The following is a 20,090-nucleotide window of genomic DNA, read 5'->3' as shown; positions in this document are numbered from 1 at the left end:
TCTCCTCAATGGTGAATGCTGTTTTCATGTCATAGCGAAGAACGGTTTTTATAGCAAGGAAGAACAGAAAGGGAAAGGAAGACCTTTGCGGAGACCGGAAGATTTCCCTTCCGGGCCGGGAAGGAAATTCAGGGAGCGGACCCGCCTGAAAATTCCGGGAGGAGATGGGATGCTTTTATCCGTTGTGAAAATGAAGGGACTTTGTTAAGAAGAATTTTCCCGGAGAAACTCTCCAGACAGTCTTTTTTTTTCAACAGGGAACTTCCTTCATCGAAAAGCGGTTATAAGGTAGTAACATTCCATGAAGCACATTGTTCTGGGCACGGCAGGGCACGTTGATCACGGCAAGACGGCGCTTATCAGGGCGCTGACCGGCGTGGATACGGACAGGCTCAAGGAGGAGAAGGAGCGGGGCATCACCATCGAACTGGGCTTTGCCTCCCTGCGTCTTGGCAGCGGCCGGATCTGCGGCGTTGTGGATGTTCCGGGCCATGAACGGTTTGTAAAAAACATGGTGGCCGGGGCTGCGGGCATCGACATGGTCCTGATGGTCATTGCCGCGGATGAGGGCGTCATGCCGCAAACCCGCGAGCATCTGCAGATCTGTTCCCTCCTCAATATCCGCAAGGGGCTCGTGGCGCTGTCCAAGATCGATCTTGTGGATCGGGACTGGCTGGACCTCATTCAGGAAGACCTGGCCGATTTCCTGAAAGGATCGTTTCTCGAAGGCGCGCCCGTCATCCCCGTTTCCGCGCAGACGGGCGAAGGGTTGCCCGAGCTTCTCGCCGCCCTGGAAACGGTGGCCGCCGGAATTGAAGAGGAGCCCGATACCGGGGTTTTCCGCCTTCCTGTGGACCGGGTCTTCACCATCCGCGGATTCGGGACTGTTGTCACCGGGACGTTGCGTTCCGGCCAGGTCCGTGTGGCGGACACCGTGCAGATGCTTCCGGGAACCGTAACGGCGAAAGTGCGGGGGCTTCAGGTTCACAATGCCGCGGTGGCTACCGCGGAAGCCGGCCAGAGGACAGCGGTCAATCTGCAGGGGCTGGAGAAGGCGGAAATCCTGAGAGGGCAGGTGCTGGTCCATCCGGACACCATGAGGCCTACCGTGCGCGTTGACACCTTCATGGAATACCTTCCACCCGACAAGAAAAAACTGACGCACCGCTCCCTGGTGCGTCTTCATACCGGGACCAGCGAAACCATGGCCCGGATCCTTCTGATGGACCAGGAAGAGCTCCAGCCGGGTGAAAAGGCCTACGCCCAGTTCTTTACATCGGAACCGGTGGTAACCATGGCCGGAGACCACTTCGTCATCCGCAGCTATTCCCCCATCACCACGCTTGGCGGCGGGCTGATCGTGGATCCCCTGCCGCGGAAACATAAGCGGAATGACCCGGCTGTCCTGGAGTCCTTCGAACAGCTTCATCACGGCAGTGACGAGGAGAAAACCAGCGCCATCATCGAGCGGTCCGGTGCGGAAGGCGTTGCTCTTGCCCCGCTGGTCATGCGCACGGGGATTCCGGCAACGAGGCTGAGGAAAATCCTGGATCACCTTCTTTCCCGGCATGCGCTCGTTCTGCTGGACAAGGATAATCTCACGGTTGTTTCCGCTTCTTACCATTCGCAGCTTCAGAATAAAATTCTCCAGGAATTAAGCGCTTACCATAAAAAATATCCTCTCAAGGAAGGTTCCCTCAAGGAAGAGCTGCGATCCGTTCTGGGACGCCATGTTCCGGTTCGGCTGTACCTGTCCTCCGTCCAGGCCCTGGAAAAGGCGGGGAAAATCGTTTTGGACCGGGAGATTATCCGGCTTGCCGATCATACGATTCAGTTGAAGGAAGACCTGGCGGAGCTGCGGGAGGCCCTGGATCGCCTTTATCTGAAGGCGGGCTTGACTCCGCCCACGATGCGGGAAGTGATGGAACAGTTCGCCGCCAAAAAGGATTCGGCGCGCAAGGTCATGGACGTCATGCTCCGCGACGGCGTCCTGGTCAAGATCAGTGAAGACCTCTATTTTCATCAGGAGAGCCTCAATAAACTCCGGGAGAATTACAAAAAGCTTCTCCTGAAGGAGGGAAAGGCGACGCCCGCCAGCTTCCGGGAGCTGACAGGATTGTCCCGGAAATTCATCATTCCCCTGATGGAATATTTCGATCTGACGAGACTGACGATCCGTGCCGGGGAGCATCGGCTCCTCCGGGAAAAATAATCGTTAAAAACTTTATTGAATTCAATTTCTGCGATCCGATCATGCCGCCTTTTAAATTTCCAATGAAAAGTGTAATGGGGGACCTATTGAAAGTTAAAACCGTATACATCAAGGATATACAGCCGGGTGAAAAGGTGATGGACTCTTTCCTCGTGGCGGAGAAGAACATGGCCTTTTCCCAGAAGGGTTCTCCCTACCTCAACCTTCGCCTTAAAGACAAGACGGGGCAGGTCGATGGCAAAATATGGGACAACGCACAGGAAATGGACAAGCAATTCCGGAAGGGGGATGTCATCCAGGTCAACGCAAGGGCGGTGAGTTTCAAAAACTCCCTTCAGCTTTCAATCCACTCCCTGACGGCCCTTGATGATTCCGATATTCTTCTCAATGATTACCTGCCCACCACCCGGGGGAACGTCAAAGCGATGTTCGGCGAGCTGCAAACCTATGTTAACCGGATCGAAAACCCGCCGCTAAAGAAGCTGCTCAAAGCCTTTTTCGATGACCGGGAAACCGCCGAGCGTTTCAAGCGGGCTCCGGCGGCCAAAGGATTCCATCATATTTACCTGGGGGGGCTGCTGGAGCACACCCTTTCCGTAACCCGGCTGCTGGACCAGGTCGCCTCCCACTATCCAGGCGTGAACAGGGATCTTGTGCTGGCTGGAGGCATCCTCCACGACATCGGCAAGATCAAGGAATTTTCCTATGACCGCCTGGTTGAGTACAGCGCTGAAGGGCGGCTTATCGGGCACATCATCATCGGCGTGGAGATGATCGACCAGAAGATTGCCGGGATCCCCGATTTTCCCGATTCCCTGGCCATGGAACTCCGTCACCTCATTCTGAGTCACCATGGCATACTGGAATACGGCTCCCCCAAGCGCCCGAAAACCCTGGAGGCCCTGATGGTCCATTACGTGGACGACCTGGATGCCAAGGTCAACGCCTTCCAGGAATATCTGAACGACTTCCGGGACGAAGAAACGGGATGGACCCCCTATCACCGATTCCTGGAACGGTATCTTTACCGGGGAAGAGTGGAGGAGGGAAGGGTGGAAGAGGCCCCGATGCCGGAGGAGCTATAGGGCCACTGTACTGATCTCGGCTGTCAACCCGGCCTGGAAGGAAAATTCCCCGCAGAAGAAGCCCATCCTCCACGGGGAATCCGAGTGGCTCTCCTAATAGCGGAACACGGCGGCCATGCGCGCCCCGGCGGGCAGAAGGCCCGGCTCCACAACAAAGACCATGCCACCGTTCAAAAATGTCTGGATGGCGGCAAAATCCGCAAGATCCTCATTTCCAGGCTCCTGCTTTTCATCCAGGGAAATCGTGTCATTTGCGGGATTGTAAGTCCCCCAGTATTCATATCCCTGGACAACAAACAGGATCCCCACCCGCCCATGATAGGCTGCAGGGATGATTTCCTGGACATTATCCGATGTCAGGCCCGTTCCCATGGATTGGTTGTACTGCGAGAGGGCCTCGTTCACAGCTTTCTGAAAATGGGGGGTGACAATGTCGTACGCATCACGGTGCAGCTGCTCCGGGCTTAACCCCTTGGGGTTGCCGGAAATGCCCCCTTCCATGAGGAAGGGATAGCTGTTGGCTTCCCGGTAAATGGGGAACTGATATTCCACCCCGGCGAGAACCAGGGGGACATTGTTCTCTTTGAGGAGGTCATGAAGCCCCTTGTCGACGCGCTGGAAGTACTGTAACAGGTTGCTTTTCACATCTTCGATGTCGGCGCCATGGCCGGACATCATTCCCCCTTGCCCGACTCCCTTTCCCGACCGGAATTTGACCTGTCGTTCGGGATTGTCCGTCTGCAGGGCTTCGGCAAGGCTCTTCGGCATCGTTTCGACGTTCACCTCTTTAACGGCCTGGGACGTCCCTTCAAAGAGGGTGATTTCATTCTGGCTTAAAGCGAGAACATAAAATCGTTCGTCCCCGTGCAAAAGCGGCATGAGCGGCTTCAGATGAAACCGGTCCGTGATGACAAGAATTTCGTCAAAAGAAACGGGCAGGCAGAAATAATGGAATTCATCCTTGGAAAGAAAGATGGCCAGACCATCACTCTGATTTCGCCAGAACAAGACATTGTTGACCAGTTCCTGAACCGGTTCGAGAAGTTCCTTGACCTCCAGCGTCCGCAAACCCGAATTTGTCAGTGTTTCTTCCGCACGGCGAACGATATTGCGCAAACGAATTGAATTCTGCTGGCTCTCCACACCGGACCTGTAGGTCGGCATAAACATGGATACGCACCAATCATTCCGCCTCTGCATCAATGTTTTCAATTCTTCTTTGGACAATGCATTCATACGGCTCTTCTCCCTTCGCAAACATTTTTCTTGTGGTTAACATCCCTCGAACTTCCCGCTGAGCAATTCACCATGAAAAGATCCTGCTTTCCGCGCGTGGAAATGTAACATAAACACTAAAACCGGGAGCATTTTGAAACATTATACCTAAAGAAAAAGCAAAAGTCATTTAAAGGATGATTCAAAACAAAGAGATGCCTGTGTGTTGCCTGTGGGCTCCCCTCTGTTCCGTCCTGCCCTCCATGGCCATGACAGGCATTGCGGAACGGAATCCTGTCGGCGGTTTAACGTCTGAAGAACCATTGCTTTTTGCTCCAGGAACTGATATTCAGCTCTCCGGCTTGAATGTCTTTTGTCCGTGCAGGAATATCAAAACATTATAATTTCAGGATCCCTTATGCTTATTAACGAATTAGGAATTTTCACCCAGTCCTTTACCCGGTTTCTTCAAGAGCAGTGCGAAGAGGACGTCTGGTATGATCTGCGCATCAAGATCGCCTTTGTCAATGGTCAACTCGAGGCCCGACTGGACACGCCGCCGCTTGTAGAGACAACCTTCCTTCCCTATGAACCGCTGGAGGGAGAGAACTCCATTGCAGAACCGGTAGCCTGGTCTATGGCTGCGGAAGCGATTCCCGAATATCAGAATCTTTCCGGGGAAGAAGACGAACTGCCGGACACGAGGAAGATCGCAGGCAAAGGACAGATCATCACCTGTACCAACGGCCATGAAATATGCGAACTATCCAGGGATTATTATGAAGACCAGGATGTCAATCCCGACCTTTTTGAACATTTCCGTCCCCCTCAGAGAATCATAACGGATAGCGACCGCATCAACGAAATCAGATGCCAGATCTGCGGCGCCCAATGGATTTCGGGAGGCGCTTGGAATATCCGCTTTTTCAGTGAAGGGCACTGGATTCCAGAGTAGTGCCGGAAAAGATTCTTGGGGTTACGGCATCGGCAGAGGGGCTGCTGGACCCTCGTCGGGGTGCCCCCGCCGGGCCATTGTTCAGAAGTTTCCGCCTCTTCCCAATCCCAGCAGATGGGCCGCATTGGAAAAACAGATTTTTTCCTTATCCGTCTCTGTGAGGAAGGGAAGCTGAAGTAAAAATTGAAGCTCCTCTCCCTGATCCGTCCAGGGGCTGTCCGATGCAAACAGCAGCCGGTCCGGCGGATGCCCCTTGAGAATGCGCTCCAGGAGCGGCATGGGGGTCTTGCGCAGTACGAAGGCCGTATCCATGTAGAGATTCCGGCCCAACAGATGGGTTTCCGCCTCTTCGTAAGCCCCTTCCCCGCCGAGATGCGCCACAACCATGCAGAGTTCGGGAATGTCCGAATGGACCGCGGCCAGCCGCTTCGGTGTCGCATGAACCGGATGGGGCAGCCCTCGATCCACCCCTGCGTGGAAAAGAACAAACATTCCTTTTGCCGCAGCCGCTTCATAAAGAGGATACACCCGGGGATCGTCGACGAAAAAATCCTGATAATCCGGATGAAGTTTGAACCCCCGGAACCCCTCGTTCATCAGCATTTCCAGCTGTTCTGAATCGGGGGGGGCGGCTGGGTGCACCGTGGCCAGGGCTTCAATCCCCGGCTGCCGGATGGCCGTCAGCCAGCTTTGAATCGAAGGGACCTGTTCCGGTTTTGTGGCCACAGCCGACACAACGGAAAGGTCGATCCCGGCGGCCTTCATCGATTTTTTCAATCCCGCCAGCGTCCCGTCGGTGTAGGCGTCAACACCTGCCCGCGAACGGATTGCGGCAACCGTCCTGGCCGCCGCATGATCCGGATAAATATGGGTATGAAAATCAATCTTCTTCATGGTCATCCCATAAGGGATTACACGTTTCTTTTCAAGTGCAAAATCGGATCGCTTCCATTGACAGAACGGCAGGCCTGCCGTTTTTCTCCCGCCGCTTTGAAGGAATGAACCGCTTTCGTTAAAAGAGCCGGCCAGGGCCTGACGGGATGGCCGGCCGGAAGAAAATGGTTTCGCTGGATCCTGTATCCTTCATCTGCCTGCATTGGCGGGCCGCCTGTCGGGCCCACCCTCCGATCGTTGCGGTGCCTCCCCCGGTGTTGACGCAGCGCGCCATGACGAGGCCCCTGGAGATGGTTGACCCGATGGCCGTGCGTCTTCTCCCTGTCTTAGTGACGGCCCCTTTACCTTTTTCTGCGCCTGTTTCTGTACCTGCTGTCTTGGCGGTTGGGTGTTCTTCTGCCCGGCGGGTTCGTACCGCTTAGGATTTTTCACTGTTCCTTGAAGATGCTTTCCCGGCTGCTCCGCGCCTTGCTGCTGGAATCCTTTATGGGAAGCCGGCTTCTGGACTTTGTCCCTGGGGGGCGGCTCGGTCCGCTGGACAGCGGGAGGAATGAACCTTTCCGCCTTTTCAGGCTTGCGCTTCTCAACGTCAGGCAGCTTCCCCGGGTCACGGGGCTGCCAGGGAACACTTTGCTGCCCCCTCTGCTCTTTCGTTTGAGGATGGTGACGCTCTAGCCCCCAGCTCTTTTCCTTCTCCCAGTATTTATTGCCCTGCCAGGTTCTCCAGTTATGCTGGAGGCGTGCGCTTGGAATCCTCTCACAGTTCCATCGATACCCCTGCCAGTTGCGGTCTCGATAATTTTTCCGCCAGCCCGGATCCACTCCGGAATAGAAACCAGGTACGGAGTTGTAGGGTCTCCAGCCCTGTTTGTAGTTTTCCGACCGATACCAGCGGCCATTCCATGGGCGCCACCACCATCCGTTCCAGAAAAACAGGTCTACATCAATGTCCGGAACCGCGTAGACATCATTTGTGTAAGGCATCACGATGACATCCGGAGGGGCCGATAATGCAATGGGAGGCGGTTCATAACTTGAGGGCTCTCCGTAGTAATCCGTTGGAGGCTGTTCGAAACCGACATAGCAACCCTGGGTGAGCAGAAACAACACAGCGGCTAATCCGATCCGTAGAAATTTTTTCATGGCTTGTCCCTTTTCTGAGCGTGATGTGTTTTTTGAACGTTTTTTTGAAGTGTACAACAGGTATAAATCAAAGGATGTGCCAATCTTTCTGAATGGCCCATGGATTCACAATATCAACGCCTTGTGGCGATTCCGAGTCGGTGGTACGGCTTTTTCGTGGGCGTTGGACTGGGTACGAAATGCACAGCCTGGATAATAAGTATCCATAAAAAGAAGGGAACGCCGCAAGCGAAACGGCAGAAGAAGCTGGATTTATTCTCTCGGGGTTTTCGATCGGAGTGATTCATGAATGCCGGCATCGGCAAACTGTTCTGCTATGGATTTGAATGTTCCGTGGATCTCTCCGAAAGCGTCAGTGAGCCCGGGGTCGAATTGCGAGCCCCGCCCGGCCAGAATGATCTCAACGGCCTTTTCGTGAGGAAATCCCTTTTTGTACGGACGGTCCGATATGAGGGCGTCGTATACATCCGCTATCGCCATGATTCTGCCTGACAGGGGGATCTCCTCGCCTTTGAGCCCGGTCGGGTATCCCCTGCCGTCCCAGTATTCATGGTGGTATAAAGCCATTTCACCCGCCAGATTCAGGAAGGAACTGTCTCCGAGTTTGGCCTGCGCGTCGTCGATGACGCGTTTGCCGTATACGGTATGCTTTTTGATCTCCTCTGTTTCTTCGGCCGTAAGCTTATCGGGTTTGAGCAGGATGTGGTCCGGCACTCCGACCTTACCGAGGTCATGGAGCGGCGCCGACTGGAAGAGTTGTTCGATATAGGCGTCATTCACCGTTTCTGAATAGGCATGCTTATTCCGGATGTGCTCAGCCAGAGCCTTCACATAGCTGCGTGTTCTTCTGATGTGGCCGCCTGTTTCCGAGTCCCGCGTTTCGGTGATATTGGCAATCGTCTCAAGCATGGCATCCTGCGTTGCCAGCTGCAGCCGGGCCTTTTCCTTCAGGAGCCGCTCTCCGTGCCAGAAGTCCAGAAAGGATAACAGGGAAAAGTTTGAAGCATAGGCCAGTGCGGGGTAGAGGGGGGAGATATAGATCCCCTTCCGGAAGAGGTAGACGGGAAGGAAGACCGCCGTCAGCGCGGAGAGCAGCAGAAACGTCAGATTGACAACAGCCTTGCAGTGGGCAAAGAGAAGAGCTGAAAGCAGTCCGAAAAAAAGGAGGGCGATAAACTCATAAAAGACAGCAGCCTTCGGCCGCAGAAGGAAGTCGCCCTGTAGGATGGAGTCGATGATGTTGGCATGCACCTCCACACCGGCCATGGAAGGGTCGGTCGGCGTCGCACGGATATCAAACAAGCCGGGGGCTGTCGCTCCGACAAACACGATGCGCCCATCAATCTCCCTGTTTCCGATGGTGCCGTTGAGAATGTCCGCAGCCGACAGGTGGCGGTATGTACCCCGTGGGCCGCGAAAGGGGATCAGGAACGATCCCTTGTCTTCCAGGGGGATCTCGAGGCCTCCCAGCGAGAGGCTTTCCGCCCCTGCCTGACCAACGCTCAAAACGAGCTGGTCCATCCCGGCGACAGACAGAAGCACCGCTAGGGAGAGCTGTGGATAGAATCGGCCTTCATATTCCATGATGAGGGGGACTCTGCGAATAATTCCGTCGTGATCGGGCTTTATGTTGATAAAGCCCGAAGCCGGTGTCGCCTCGGAAAGCGGCTGGAACAGACCGTCGACAGAGGACGGCTTGAAAAGGCCGTTTTCGGAATCAGACACCCCTTGCTCCCTCTTGAACAGCAGATCAACCGGATGAAGACGGGTTCTTTTTTCGATGCGGTCCCCGAATACAAACTGGTACCCCAGAACAAAAGGACCTTCTTTCAGGGTTCCCGCAAGCAGCGCATCATTGTCGAGATAGTGAGGGGGTATCCCCGAGAGGCTGATGGCGCAGTGGAAGTCTGATCGAATCTCCCTCTGGATATTCTGCAGAGAGCTTCGGTCCGGTTCTGTAAACAGGATATCGACGCCGACACTTGCTGCGCCCATTTCGCGCAGTTTTTCCAGCAGCTGGGAGATCCTGTATCTCGGCCAGGGCCATTGACCATACTGGGCGAGGCTTTTTTCATCGATATCGACAATAACGATGTGGCCTGAAGGATTTCCTGCGGAGCGCAGTTTGAGCAGGGTGTCATAGAGCTTAAGTTCGATGGAAGACAGCACAAGGGGCTGGAAAACATAGAGAGAAGCGACGGCGCAGGTCAAAAGAATCCCGCAGAAAATAATCAGGGTGTCCTTCCTGATCTTCCAGATCCCGTGGAGGCGGGCGGATAATCGTTGCAGTGCGCTCATGATGACGGGCTATTTTACAACAACTTCAACTCTGCGGTTAAGCGGTTCTCTTATATTTTTCCCTGTTTGAACGGCGGGGTCCCACGCCCCGTGGTACCTGAGCTCCATCGATTCGGAGCGAATGCCGTGGGAGAGGAGCACATCCCGGACCATCTCGGCGCGGGCGTAGGACAGTCTCATATTGGTCTCGTCGTCCCCGGTGGCATCCGTGTGGCCGATAATGCTTATTTCATAGAACATCCTCTTGGCATCCCTATCGCGGATGACGGACAGGAGTCCGGGGATTTGGCTCTTTGACCTGGCCGTCAGCTCTGTTGTGTCATGCAGAAAATAGAACACAAACGTCATCGGCTCTGAGGGAAGGGCCTTCATGGAACTGCCGAAAAGCAGATCAATTTGGCCCGGGTCCATTCCTTTCGGGTCCGGCAGGCGCTCCCCGGATCCGGTGACTTCCAGCGCGGCATTTGGAATGTTCAGTGTCCTGGTTCCGCCTTTTGCGGCAACAGTTATTGAACCAACCCCGCCATCGGCATCCTGAAGCAGGACAATGGTCTCCCGTGGAGTTGCGCAGCCGGATAGAAACGTCAAGGCCAGGAGAACGAAAAGAGATCCCCTGATTTTCCTGCATGCTGTGTTCATGGCGAAAAACGGTAATGGGGGATCCTGGTCTTAATCGACTTTAATGTTGTATGTGGTGCCGCGGACGCCGATAACAGACTGGGGAGTTTCAAGGACGACAGCCTCCGGGGAGAGCTTGGTCATTTTTCCGGAGACAAAGGAGGCGACGCCTTTGGCCAGTCGGTTGACCATGGAAAATTGTCTGAGGGCCGGCTTGAAGACAAACTCCTTCAGTTCCAGGCGGGAATTCGGCCCAAGGCTTATTCGTGAATGATCCTTGAAAATGATGCCCACGGAACCATCCGCCCCTGTCCGGACGGTATCCCTGGAGTAGACGGGAGCGCCTTCCAGGGCCGTTACAACGGTCCCGTTCCGTTCGATGATCACCTCACCTTTGCACTTTCGCAGGCTGCCGGAAGCTTCATCTGAAGCATTGACGGTCCATGTAAAAGAAAGCATTAGAAAAACCGCAAACAAAACCCGCAGAGATACCGTTCTGTTCATACAAGCCTCCGTTTTTTATCGTCAATTTCTAAAGGTCCCTGAAGCGCACCATGCTATGGTGTGCGCATAAGATGCATAAATTGAACCCTGATCAGAGACGGCGACGGCTTCGGAGGAGGTCGATTTCTTTCCAGCGGGTGTTGGGGATTGATGAAGGGGAAGGGGGACCTGGCCCAGATTCCATGTCCTGCCGCAGCGGAGGCAGCGGGGATTGCTCCTGGATGTGTCGGGGAGGGAGTGTTTCTTGAGGCTTTGGAAACCTGGGCGGCCTTTTAGCCATCAAAAAAGCCGGTCCTCCCGGCTGAATCGGCATCATGAAGGGGGGGCAATCTTGCGGGAGGAAAGGCCCAGCAGGGCAGACTCCTAGCGTTGCCTGCGCCGGGCCCTTTTTCCTATTTGCGGCTCCGCCGCGTCACTGCCAGGTTGTCACGGTGAATGACTTCGTCGTAGTCCTTGTGTCCGAGGACCTGTTCGATTCTTGACGTTCTGAGTCCCATGATCTTCCGGATATCGCCGGCGCTGTAATTGACCAGGCCCTTCGCCAGGGGGATACCGTCCCTGTCGACGCAGGTGACCGGATCTCCCACGACAAAGTCTCCTTCCACACTGACGATTCCTGAAGGGAGCAGGCTTTTCCCCTCTTCCAGGATCGCAATGCGTGCACCGTTGTCGATGCTCAGGATGCCCCGGGATCTCAGGGTGAAGGCGATCCAGTATTTCCTGCTGTTGAGGTGCTCTTTCATTGGCAGAAAGAGGGTGCCCACTTCGTCTCCGTCAAAGATCCGCGACAGGACGTCCTTCTCTTTGCCCGGGGCAATGATGCAGGGGATCCCGAAGGCTGTCACCTTTTTGGCTGCCATGACCTTGCTTTTCATCCCTCCCGTTCCGACGGAGGTTCCCTCCTCTGAGGCGGCCGTCTCGATGTCCTCAGTGATTTCCCGGACAAGGGGAATGAGGCGGGCGTCCTTGAATTCAGCCGGATTGCGGTCATAGAGCCCGGGCGTGCTGGTCAAATTGATCAGCAGCTGGGCTTCGATGATGTTGGCGATCATGGCGGCAAGGTTGTCGTTGTCGCCGAACTTGATCTCGTCGATGGCCACCGTGTCGTTTTCATTGATGATGGCGATGACGCCCCATTCCATCAGCGTGGAAAGTGTGTTGCGCACGTTGAGGAAGCGCCGGCGATCGGTCAGATCGCTCATGGTGAGGAGGATCTGCGCGACATAAAGGCCGTGCTTCCCGAAGTCGTTGGAGTAAACACGCATCAATCGGCCCTGCCCGATGGCGGCCGCCGCCTGCTTCTGGGGGATGCTCCTCAACGCCGCGGTTATGCCGAGGCGATGTTTTCCGGAGGCAATGGCTCCCGATGTGACCAGGACGACCTGAAAACCCTTCCGGGTCAGGGCGGCAATCTGATCCACAAGATGCTGGATGATCTCCAGGTCCAGGCCGTCAGCCCCTGTGAGTACGGCGCTGCCTATTTTGATCAGGACTCTTTTTACATTTTTCAGCACATCTTCCCTGTTCTCATTCATGTTCTTCTGCCTGTTTTCTAATATTTCCAAGAGCTTCTCCGATCTTGTTCAGCAGGGCGGGGATGCCGTCGCCGGTCGCGGCGGAGAAAGGATAAACAGCGATGCCATGTTCCGCAAAGATCATAAGGGTATCGTCCAGTTTCTGTCGGGTGGCCGGCAGATCCGTCTTGTTGATGGCTACAATCTGGGGTTTCAGGATCAGGCTGGCGCTGTAGGAGGCCAACTCGGAATTGATGACTTCAAAATCGCGCCAGCCGCCGTCGGATTCCTCCCGTGAAATGTCAAGGATGTGAAGCAGCAGGGACGTTCTCTCGATATGGCGGAGGAACTGGATTCCCATGCCAACTCCCTCGTGCGCCCCCTCGATAAGACCGGGGATATCTGCCAGGACGAAGGTTTGAAAATCGTCGCCGAAGCGGACGACGCCGAGATGAGGTGTCAGTGTGGTAAAAGGATAATCGGCGATTTTTGGGCGGGCTGCGGATACTCTGGAGATGAAGGTGGATTTCCCGACATTGGGCAACCCGATGATTCCCACATCGGCAAGCAGCTTGAGCTCCAGTTGGATCCAACGCTCTTCGCCGGGGATTCCAGGCTGGGCAAACCGGGGGGCCCGATTGGTCGCGGTGGCGAACCGGGCATTACCGCGTCCGCCGATGCCTCCGTGAGCGACGACATACCTCTGGCCCTCCTGGACGAGATCGGCCAGCACCTCTCCGGATTCGACATCCATCACCAGTGTGCCGACCGGAACGGGAACGATGAGATCGGGAGCGCTCCGACCCGTCCGGTTGCTTCCTTCGCCATGGCCTCCGCTTTTGGCCACGTGGTGCTGGTTGTATTTCAGGCTCAGCAGGGTATTGTGGCTTGCGGAGGCCAGCAGAACCACGTCGCCTCCCTTTCCGCCGTCGCCGCCGTTTGGGCCACCGAAGGGAACGTACTTCTCTCTGCGGAAGCTGATGCAGCCCCTGCCTCCGTCTCCGGCCCTTACGTAGATCTTTGCTTCATCAATGAATTTCATGAGGAATTCTGGCTTTTCTGCCTGAACGTGCCCTGGAGCGATGCGAACGGCTTCCGGCTGCCGAGGCAGCCCCCGAAAATAAAAAGGCACTGAAACAGTGCCTTCATCTTCTTTGCGCGGCAACCAGCCCGTTATCTATTCCTGCTGACAGACTATCTCAAACCTTTACGGCAACCTGCATTCCGGATTCCGGAAACGCTCGGGACCCTCCAGCACAACAACGGGCTTTCAGGCTGCTTCGTAAACACTGACTTTCTTTCTTTTCTTGTCGTACCGTTCAAATTTCACCACGCCATCGATCAGAGAATAGAGGGTGTAATCCTTGCCCATGCCGACGTTGTTGCCGGGATGAATTTTGGTCCCCAGCTGACGAATGATGATGGACCCTGCATGAATGCTCTGGCCGCCGTACACCTTGACCCCGCGCCTCTGGGAATTGCTGTCTCTGCCGTTCCGGGAACTTCCCTGTCCTTTCTTGTGTGCCATGACGCCCTCCGCTTAAACCGAAATTTCCTTGATTCTCATCTGTGTCAGTTGCTGGCGATGCCCCGTTTTCTTATGGAAGCCCTTTCGCCTTTTCCTCTTGAAAACATAAATCTTCGGACCTTTGGTCTGGGAGACGATTTCACCGACAACTTTCGCGCCTTCCACAACAGGCGTTCCCACCCGGACCTCTCCTTCCCTTGCTACCATCAGCACACAGTCGAAGACCACGCTATCTCCTTTGCCGCCATCGAGCTTTTCAACGGTCAGCAATTCTCCTTCTGAAACCCTGTGTTGTTTCCCGCCTGTCCTGATAACTGCATACATATCCATGTCATCCTTCTTATCAGTTAAAATTTGAATTGATGATTATAAAAATATTGCCGTATTTGTCAATCCTTTTGTTGAGGGGCCAGTGAAAATTTCCGGAAACGCCGGATGATTTCCATCCCATTACGGGGAAAACAAGGTTTCCAGCTTTCGGAGCTCCATCAGCGGTACGATGTCTCGCTCGAATTCGAGCACCTCGGTGAGAATTTCGCCCGGCTTGACCCCCCCCTCCGATCCGAAGAGCAGCCGGAGTCTCAGCGTTCCGCATTCTTTTGAAAGTTCAAGAGCCTCCACCAGGGGACGGATGTCACGGACGATCTTCCGGCCCTTTTTTTCTCGAAGGATCGAAAAGGAGGATGCCTCCCGGAATTCAGCCGCTTTCTGCTCCACCCGGGGCCATGGAACGTCAGCCGCCAGGCGTTCCGGTACGGTGATTTCGTAGACGAACCCGCGAATGGTGTCTGAAAGGGACGGGGTCCCCGGAAGGATTTCAGTCATTTCCACCACTTCCAGCCCTTCGGGAAGACCGGAATTGATCGCTCCGGCAAGGTCCCCCGGCCCTGAAGAGAGGTTCCGAAGATGAATATCGGCATACTCCCCTTCGCTTTCCATGCCGACGGCCGTGGCAAAGGCAAAAGAAATCTTCGGATGAGGATGGAAGCCTTCGGTAAAGACAAAGGTCGAACCCGTTTTTTTGATGGCCCGGATCAGGGCTTCCGTGATTTCCAGGTGGGACAGCAGCCTGGCCCTTCCCAGTTTCCGGAAAATCATCCGGAGGCATGAGGCCGGAACATGCGGCTCCGGTTCCTGGCCGGGCCGGCCGGTAGCGGCTTCACAAGGCTTCTGCTGTTCGGTGTGCGCCTTTTCGATCCGGAATTCCTTGAAATCGCAGACGCCGCATTGGCGGCAGGCCCCGTTCCGGCAGTCCTCCGTCAACGTGCCGGAAAGGGAATTCTGGAGTTCCTGGAGCAGAAAATCCCTGCTCACGCCGCAGTCTACGGAATCCCACGGCAGGGCCTCGTCGAAGGTGCGCTCCCTGAGATAGGCGTCCGCCGAGATGTCCAGGTCCTCCATGGCCTGCTCCCAGAGTTCGAACTGCAGTTGATCGCTCCAGCCGTCAAACCGCCCGCCGAGACGAAACACCCTTTCGATGAGATTTCCTAGGGACTGGTCCCCCCGGGAGAAGAGCCCCTCAAGCAGGCTCATCCGGCGGTCGTGGAGCTTGACGCTGATGCTGCGGCTGCGGACGGCTTTTCTCACATACTGCTGCCTCTCCGCAATTTCGTCCATCCCGATCTGTCGGTGCCATTGAAAGGGTGTGTGAGGCTTGGGAATGAAGGTCGAAAGGCTCAGGGTAACCTGCCCCCGGTTCCGGGCCTGCCTCAGGACCCTGTGCCCCAGTTCGACGATGCCGTCCAGATCCTCTTCCCGTTCAGACGGGAGGCCGATCATGAAATACAGCTTCACAGCCTTCCAGCCGGCGTCAAAAACCTGGGCCGTCGTGGCCAGGAGGTCCTCTTCCGTATTGCCCTTGTTGATAACGTTCCGCAGGCGCTTGGTTCCCGCCTCCGGAGCCAGGGTGAAACTCGTCTTGCGCACCTTGCGGATGCCTTCGATGAGCGTCCGCGTGAGGGTTTCCGATCGGAGAGAGGGGAGGGACAGGGCAATCCGGCGGTCGTAATACCGGTTCATGAGCCGGATCAGCAGATCCTCGATCCTGCTGTAATCGCCGGAGCTGAGAGAAAGAAGGGACAGTTCGTCATAGCCCGTGGAGGCGAGCTGCTCCTCTGCTGAAATCTCCAGGGTGTGCAGATTCCTCTCCCGGACGGGCCTCCAGACCATTCCGGCCTGGCAGAACCGGCATCCCCTGGTGCATCCCCTGGCGATTTCCAGGGTGATGCGGTCATGAATGGTTTTCATCAAAGGGACCACGGGAGCTGACGGCATCCGCCATGAATCGAGATCGGACACGATCCGTTTGCGGATCCTCCGGCCTGAAACATGCGTGGGAACATAAATGCCGGGAATGGACGCGAGCTGCTCCAGCCGTCGGTTCCGGTCATATTTCCCGGCCTTTGCCTGTCTCAGGGCTGCGGCGATTTCGGAGATCACCTCCTCGCCTTCGCCGATCACGAAAGCGTCAATGAAAGGTGCCATCGGGGCGGGATTGAATGTGCAGGGTCCGCCGGCGATAACGAGGGGGGCGTCCTGAGAGCGCTCGGAACACCGCAGGGGAATGCCGCCGAGCTCCAGCATATTGAGGACATTGGTATAGGACAATTCATATTGAAGTGAGAATCCGACCAGATCGAACGCCGACAGGGGCGTTCGGGATTCCAGCGTCGTCAGCGCAAGCCCGTGGGTGCGCAGCACTTTTTCCATGTCCGGCCAGGGGGCGTAGCATCGTTCGGCGGCCACATCGGGGTAACCGTTTAGGATTGCGTAGAGAATCTGAAGGCCCAGATGGGACATGCCGACCTCGTAAGTGTCGGGAAAGGCCAGCGCGATGCGGACGGAGCAGGAGCCCGGATCCTTTCGGATGGAATTGACTTCTCCCCCGAGATAACGGCTCGGTTTGGAAACCAAGGCAAGAAGCTCTTCCTGGTTTATTGACAATTCTCGATGCTCCCTTCAGATTCCCTTTTCAAGGTATTCCCGGTACCGATAGGGATTATTGAGAATTTCCCTGTGTTTTGAACGGGCGAACTGTTCCGGAAAGGTGGCCCGGGAGAGATAGGACAGGGCATCGGCCTTGAAGGTTTCCAGGAGCTCCTGGAATACGGTCCCGGCGTCCCGCGTCTTGACGAAGGTCCGTTCCTTTCTGTATTCGTACGGCATTTCCTTTCCGAAGACGGAGGTCGTCAGTCTGTAATGGTCCGATTCCAGAAAATAGTCCGCCTTCAGCTCCATCTGGATCGTCACGATCAGGATGACGCTCGTCGTATCAGCCGCAATGACCCGCGAGGCATCCCAGATGTGCATGGTCAGTCCGTTGGGCAGGTTGATTTCTTCAATTTGTCGTTTCATGGTTGATGGTGTCCTTACGTTTCCTGTTTCGAAAATACTGGAATTCATCTTTTCCGTTCTTTTCGAGAGCTGACTCCTTATCATCTTTATGCTTGACCTGCAAATCCATTCCTCTTATAGTCCCTTTTCATCCATGGAAGCCGAAAATTCGAACCCAGACAACACCTTTGTTCATCTTTGTCAGCCGGATTCCTGCAAGTCCTGCGGCGCCTGCTGCGGATTGTACAATTATGCCGAAAGCGGCCGAGAATCGTTGATTTGCCGGTTGCGCTGGCGAACCGCGCTTTTTCCCGAGATCGTGAAAAGTCCGGGCGATCTGGATCACTATTCGAACCTGGTCCGCAGCTCGGAAGATCAGGCCCGCCGCTATGAGGTGATTTACTGCTGTGAATACCTTGGTTTTCTCGATCCCGGAGAGAAGCGGGTCGGTTGCCTTCTTCACCCCCTTCAGAACGGCGGCGTGGATCTTCGGGGCGTTTCATTCTACGGCCGGGAGCTCTGTGACGGCCATTTCTGCCCCAGTTACACGTATCTGACGAAAGAGGAAAAACTGGCGCTGATTTTCGTCCTGGACGACTGGTATCTCTACGGACTGTGCGTGACGGATATCGATCTTGTAAAATCCTACTTCCGCATGGTCGGTGACCGTCTCCTGGAGACGCCCCACCCGGAAAAAATGAAATCGGAACCCCTGCGGAAGATCGTTCGGGAGTTTTTCGAGCTGAAGCTGGCCTGGCCGTACAGCGATCCGGCGGTGAACCGGCTGGGAAAGTATTTTTTTGACGGATCCGAGTACAGGATTGATCGCATAGATTATGAAGCCCTGGGATGCAAAACGTCACGCTTCGATTCCATCCTTCTGAGCCTTTCCTCCCGTTTTACAGGCAGGGACGAACTTCTGGCCGCCGAGAAGATTCTTCAAGGACACATCGATGCCTTCGTCGAGGCTTATTCCGCCTCGCGCTGACATTCCGTTGCGCCGTCTTCCTGCGGACAGAATAAAAAGGAGTGGGCTGATTCCTGAGTGATATGATTTTTGCTTGAGAGCTCTATTGTAATTATGGAAACCATGAATAAACAGATCCTGATCTCGAAGGATGCCATTGACCGGCGCGTCGGGGAACTGGGCGAACAGATATCACGGGATTACGCCAACAGCGAACTCATTGTTGTCGGCGTTCTCAAGGGGGCTTTTATTTTTATGGCCGACCTGATCCGGGCGCTGCGCATTCCCTGCCGGGTTGATTTTGCAAGGCTGGCCAGCTATGGTTCAGGGGCGTCGAGTTCCGGCAAGGTGGTCATGACGAAGGATATTGAAACCTCCATCAAGGGGAGGGATATCCTGATTGTCGAGGATATTGTGGATACGGGACTGACCTTGAAATTTCTCGTGGACTGGTTCCTGGAACGGAATCCCCGCTCCCTGAAGGTTTGTGCATTTCTCGATAAGCGGGGGCGGCGCAAGGTTCCTTTTGAGGCTGACTATGTCGGATTTACTGTGGACGATGCCTTTGTAATAGGATATGGCCTCGATTTCAACGAAAAAGGTCGATTTCTGCCGGATGTGTATCGTGTTGACGAACTGTAAGGTCTTTAATCCGGAATCCTTGAAGGGGAATAACTATGATTATCCAGTGTATTAAATGTTCTACCCGGTTCCGCTTTGATGAGTCTCTGATGGAGGGTGACGGTGTGTGGGTCCGCTGCAGCCGTTGCCAGGAGGTCTTTTTTCAGGAGAATCCCGTCAGGATGACGCGCAGTGAAGAACCTGCCGCCTTGACGGAGACCGGCGCCGCGCCTCCCGAAGCGGACACGGGCCCCGCCGATTTTGACAAAACCCTCGAAATCAGCGCGAACAAGGAAGAGCTTGATACCATTCTGGCCAAGATCGAAGAGACGAAGAAAACCTTTGAGGAACATCATCAGCCGGAGGCCCTCGTCACGATCGAAAAAGAGAGCGGCCAGCAAGGGGTCGTGGAGGCGGAAGACGTTCAGGAGATCCTGAAATCGGAAGTTACAGGATACAAGGAATTCGAGCAGGTGGAGCTGGAGACGGAGGGCCCTGTGGCGACGCCGCCGGTCAAACGGGGTTTCTGGAGACCCTGGCGGATCATTGTCCTGATCATTTTCATCAATCTTCTTTTTGGGGGCGTGTATGTGTGGCTTTCCCCGGGAATGAGCGAGCGTCTGATCTCCAACCTGTCCTCAATGGTTCCCGCCCTCGGAAACCTGGTGGGAACGGAGACGAGCCCGGCTGAATTTCATTTGAATCAGATCAAGCTTCAAAATGTCCGGCAGCGGTTCGTCGACAACGTGACGGCGGGTCAGCTGCGGGTCATAGAGGGGGTGGCGCTGAATGCATCGAGCTACCCGGTCACGCGGATACAGGTCAAGGGAGAGCTTTATGACGGCAACGGAGTGATCATCACGGAGCGGCTGGCATACAGCGGCAATCTGCTCAGCGATGATGAATTGGCGGCCTTGTCCGAGGAAGCCCTGCAGAAGGAGCTGGACCTTCCGATGGGCAGTGACTCCCAGAATATCCGGGTGGAGCCGAAGGGGCAGATTCCCTTCATGATCATCTTCCCCCATGAACCCCCGGGGGTAGCGACGGCGAGGGTTTCAACCGTGGGAGGAGAGAAGCTGCCGAAATAAGACAGTTGTTGAGCCTGTAAGAGCGGGGGCCGGTGACGGATTTCAGTCATTGGCCCCCGTTTTTTGTTCGTCCCGGAACGCACGCCAACCGGGTTGCGCCATCTGCCCCGCTGCG

At 55.3% G+C, this 20,090-nt stretch carries 18 protein-coding genes; 6 read left to right on the top strand and 12 right to left on the bottom strand.

Features of this window, described 5'->3' with window-relative positions:
* The first annotated feature begins 301 nt into the window (after positions 1–301).
* Both selB and ACJ77P_RS10880 read left to right on the top strand, forming a co-directional pair.
* Positions 302–2,212 carry a selenocysteine-specific translation elongation factor gene (gene selB / locus ACJ77P_RS10885; RefSeq protein WP_408998225.1) on the top strand — a complete coding sequence of 637 codons (1,911 nt, stop codon included), beginning with the start codon at positions 302–304 and terminating at the stop codon, positions 2,210–2,212.
* An 86-nt stretch (positions 2,213–2,298) separates the two neighbouring features.
* Positions 2,299–3,297, top strand: coding sequence for a 3'-5' exoribonuclease YhaM family protein (locus ACJ77P_RS10880; RefSeq protein WP_367361066.1), 999 nt, complete (start codon positions 2,299–2,301; stop codon positions 3,295–3,297).
* Positions 3,298–3,390: 93 nt separating this feature from the next.
* Here the strand turns inward: ACJ77P_RS10880 and ACJ77P_RS10875 are convergent, their stop codons facing one another.
* Complete coding sequence (locus ACJ77P_RS10875; RefSeq protein WP_408998224.1) at positions 3,391–4,533, bottom strand: hypothetical protein; 1,143 nt, start codon at positions 4,531–4,533, stop codon at positions 3,391–3,393.
* 397 nt (positions 4,534–4,930) lie between these two features.
* Here ACJ77P_RS10875 and ACJ77P_RS10870 point away from each other — a divergent pair, with 397 nt between their 5' ends.
* The gene (locus ACJ77P_RS10870) at positions 4,931–5,467 is read left to right on the top strand and encodes a hypothetical protein (protein WP_408998223.1); all 537 of its coding nucleotides are present in this window, start codon (positions 4,931–4,933) and stop codon (positions 5,465–5,467) included.
* Between the two features lie 81 nt (positions 5,468–5,548).
* Here the strand turns inward: ACJ77P_RS10870 and ACJ77P_RS10865 are convergent, their stop codons facing one another.
* The 11 genes from ACJ77P_RS10865 to ACJ77P_RS10815 form a co-directional block, all read right to left on the bottom strand.
* Entirely contained in the window at positions 5,549–6,361 is an 813-nt protein-coding gene (locus ACJ77P_RS10865; protein ID WP_367361063.1) for an amidohydrolase family protein, read from the bottom strand.
* A gap of 189 nt (positions 6,362–6,550) precedes the next feature.
* Positions 6,551–7,504: a hypothetical protein gene (locus tag ACJ77P_RS10860; RefSeq protein ID WP_367361062.1), complete on the bottom strand. Its 954-nt coding sequence runs from the start codon at positions 7,502–7,504 to the stop codon at positions 6,551–6,553.
* A gap of 252 nt (positions 7,505–7,756) precedes the next feature.
* Entirely contained in the window at positions 7,757–9,802 is a 2,046-nt protein-coding gene (locus tag ACJ77P_RS10855; RefSeq protein WP_408998222.1) for a CHASE2 domain-containing protein, read from the bottom strand.
* 9 nt (positions 9,803–9,811) lie between these two features.
* Complete coding sequence (locus ACJ77P_RS10850; protein WP_408998221.1) at positions 9,812–10,441, bottom strand: OmpA family protein; 630 nt, start codon at positions 10,439–10,441, stop codon at positions 9,812–9,814.
* A gap of 30 nt (positions 10,442–10,471) precedes the next feature.
* Complete coding sequence (locus tag ACJ77P_RS10845; RefSeq protein WP_367361059.1) at positions 10,472–10,924, bottom strand: FecR domain-containing protein; 453 nt, start codon at positions 10,922–10,924, stop codon at positions 10,472–10,474.
* 392 nt (positions 10,925–11,316) lie between these two features.
* A complete protein-coding gene (gene proB, locus ACJ77P_RS10840; RefSeq protein ID WP_408999425.1) occupies positions 11,317–12,459 on the bottom strand; it encodes a glutamate 5-kinase in 1,143 nt (380 codons plus the stop codon).
* The gene (gene obgE / locus ACJ77P_RS10835) at positions 12,452–13,480 is read right to left on the bottom strand and encodes a GTPase ObgE (RefSeq protein WP_367361058.1); all 1,029 of its coding nucleotides are present in this window, start codon (positions 13,478–13,480) and stop codon (positions 12,452–12,454) included. The genes proB and obgE overlap by 8 nt, the downstream gene beginning before the upstream one ends.
* A gap of 228 nt (positions 13,481–13,708) precedes the next feature.
* Positions 13,709–13,966, bottom strand: a complete 258-nt coding sequence (gene rpmA, locus ACJ77P_RS10830) for a 50S ribosomal protein L27 (protein ID WP_367361057.1) — start codon at positions 13,964–13,966, stop codon at positions 13,709–13,711.
* 12 nt (positions 13,967–13,978) lie between these two features.
* Entirely contained in the window at positions 13,979–14,290 is a 312-nt protein-coding gene (gene rplU, locus ACJ77P_RS10825; protein ID WP_367361109.1) for a 50S ribosomal protein L21, read from the bottom strand.
* Between the two features lie 126 nt (positions 14,291–14,416).
* Positions 14,417–16,909, bottom strand: a complete 2,493-nt coding sequence (locus ACJ77P_RS10820) for a TIGR03960 family B12-binding radical SAM protein (RefSeq protein WP_408998220.1) — start codon at positions 16,907–16,909, stop codon at positions 14,417–14,419.
* Between the two features lie 15 nt (positions 16,910–16,924).
* A complete protein-coding gene (locus ACJ77P_RS10815) occupies positions 16,925–17,320 on the bottom strand; it encodes a hypothetical protein (protein ID WP_367361055.1) in 396 nt (131 codons plus the stop codon).
* Positions 17,321–17,453: 133 nt separating this feature from the next.
* Here ACJ77P_RS10815 and ACJ77P_RS10810 point away from each other — a divergent pair, with 133 nt between their 5' ends.
* The 3 genes from ACJ77P_RS10810 (at position 17,454) to ACJ77P_RS10800 (ending at position 19,975) form a co-directional block, all read left to right on the top strand.
* Positions 17,454–18,287 (top strand): hypothetical protein, encoded by an 834-nt coding sequence (locus tag ACJ77P_RS10810; protein WP_408998219.1) that lies wholly within the window; start codon positions 17,454–17,456, stop codon positions 18,285–18,287.
* A 102-nt stretch (positions 18,288–18,389) separates the two neighbouring features.
* The gene (hpt, locus tag ACJ77P_RS10805) at positions 18,390–18,908 is read left to right on the top strand and encodes a hypoxanthine phosphoribosyltransferase (protein WP_367361053.1); all 519 of its coding nucleotides are present in this window, start codon (positions 18,390–18,392) and stop codon (positions 18,906–18,908) included.
* A gap of 35 nt (positions 18,909–18,943) precedes the next feature.
* Entirely contained in the window at positions 18,944–19,975 is a 1,032-nt protein-coding gene (locus tag ACJ77P_RS10800; protein WP_408998218.1) for a DUF3426 domain-containing protein, read from the top strand.
* Positions 19,976–20,090 lie beyond the last annotated feature (115 nt).

It is taken from the genome of Syntrophus buswellii, from assembly GCF_046097065.1.
GTDB lineage: Bacteria > Desulfobacterota > Syntrophia > Syntrophales > Syntrophaceae > Syntrophus > Syntrophus buswellii.
This window is presented reverse-complemented; position numbering and strand designations above follow the sequence as displayed.

Excerpts from the sequence above, each read along its gene's own strand:
- selB (WP_408998225.1), top strand. The coding sequence starts at position 302 with ATGAAGCACATTGTTCTGGGCACGGCAGGGCACGTTGATCACGGCAAG.
- ACJ77P_RS10875 (WP_408998224.1), bottom strand. The coding sequence starts at position 4,533 with ATGAATGCATTGTCCAAAGAAGAATTGAAAACATTGATGCAGAGGCGG.
- ACJ77P_RS10870 (WP_408998223.1), top strand. The coding sequence starts at position 4,931 with ATGCTTATTAACGAATTAGGAATTTTCACCCAGTCCTTTACCCGGTTT.
- ACJ77P_RS10865 (WP_367361063.1), bottom strand. The coding sequence starts at position 6,361 with ATGAAGAAGATTGATTTTCATACCCATATTTATCCGGATCATGCGGCG.
- ACJ77P_RS10860 (WP_367361062.1), bottom strand. The coding sequence starts at position 7,504 with ATGAAAAAATTTCTACGGATCGGATTAGCCGCTGTGTTGTTTCTGCTC.
- ACJ77P_RS10855 (WP_408998222.1), bottom strand. The coding sequence starts at position 9,802 with ATGAGCGCACTGCAACGATTATCCGCCCGCCTCCACGGGATCTGGAAG.
- ACJ77P_RS10850 (WP_408998221.1), bottom strand. The coding sequence starts at position 10,441 with ATGAACACAGCATGCAGGAAAATCAGGGGATCTCTTTTCGTTCTCCTG.
- ACJ77P_RS10845 (WP_367361059.1), bottom strand. The coding sequence starts at position 10,924 with ATGAACAGAACGGTATCTCTGCGGGTTTTGTTTGCGGTTTTTCTAATG.
- proB (WP_408999425.1), bottom strand. The coding sequence starts at position 12,459 with ATGAATGAGAACAGGGAAGATGTGCTGAAAAATGTAAAAAGAGTCCTG.
- obgE (WP_367361058.1), bottom strand. The coding sequence starts at position 13,480 with ATGAAATTCATTGATGAAGCAAAGATCTACGTAAGGGCCGGAGACGGA.
- rpmA (WP_367361057.1), bottom strand. The coding sequence starts at position 13,966 with ATGGCACACAAGAAAGGACAGGGAAGTTCCCGGAACGGCAGAGACAGC.
- rplU (WP_367361109.1), bottom strand. The coding sequence starts at position 14,290 with ATGTATGCAGTTATCAGGACAGGCGGGAAACAACACAGGGTTTCAGAA.
- ACJ77P_RS10815 (WP_367361055.1), bottom strand. The coding sequence starts at position 17,320 with ATGAAACGACAAATTGAAGAAATCAACCTGCCCAACGGACTGACCATG.
- ACJ77P_RS10810 (WP_408998219.1), top strand. The coding sequence starts at position 17,454 with ATGGAAGCCGAAAATTCGAACCCAGACAACACCTTTGTTCATCTTTGT.
- hpt (WP_367361053.1), top strand. The coding sequence starts at position 18,390 with ATGAATAAACAGATCCTGATCTCGAAGGATGCCATTGACCGGCGCGTC.
- ACJ77P_RS10800 (WP_408998218.1), top strand. The coding sequence starts at position 18,944 with ATGATTATCCAGTGTATTAAATGTTCTACCCGGTTCCGCTTTGATGAG.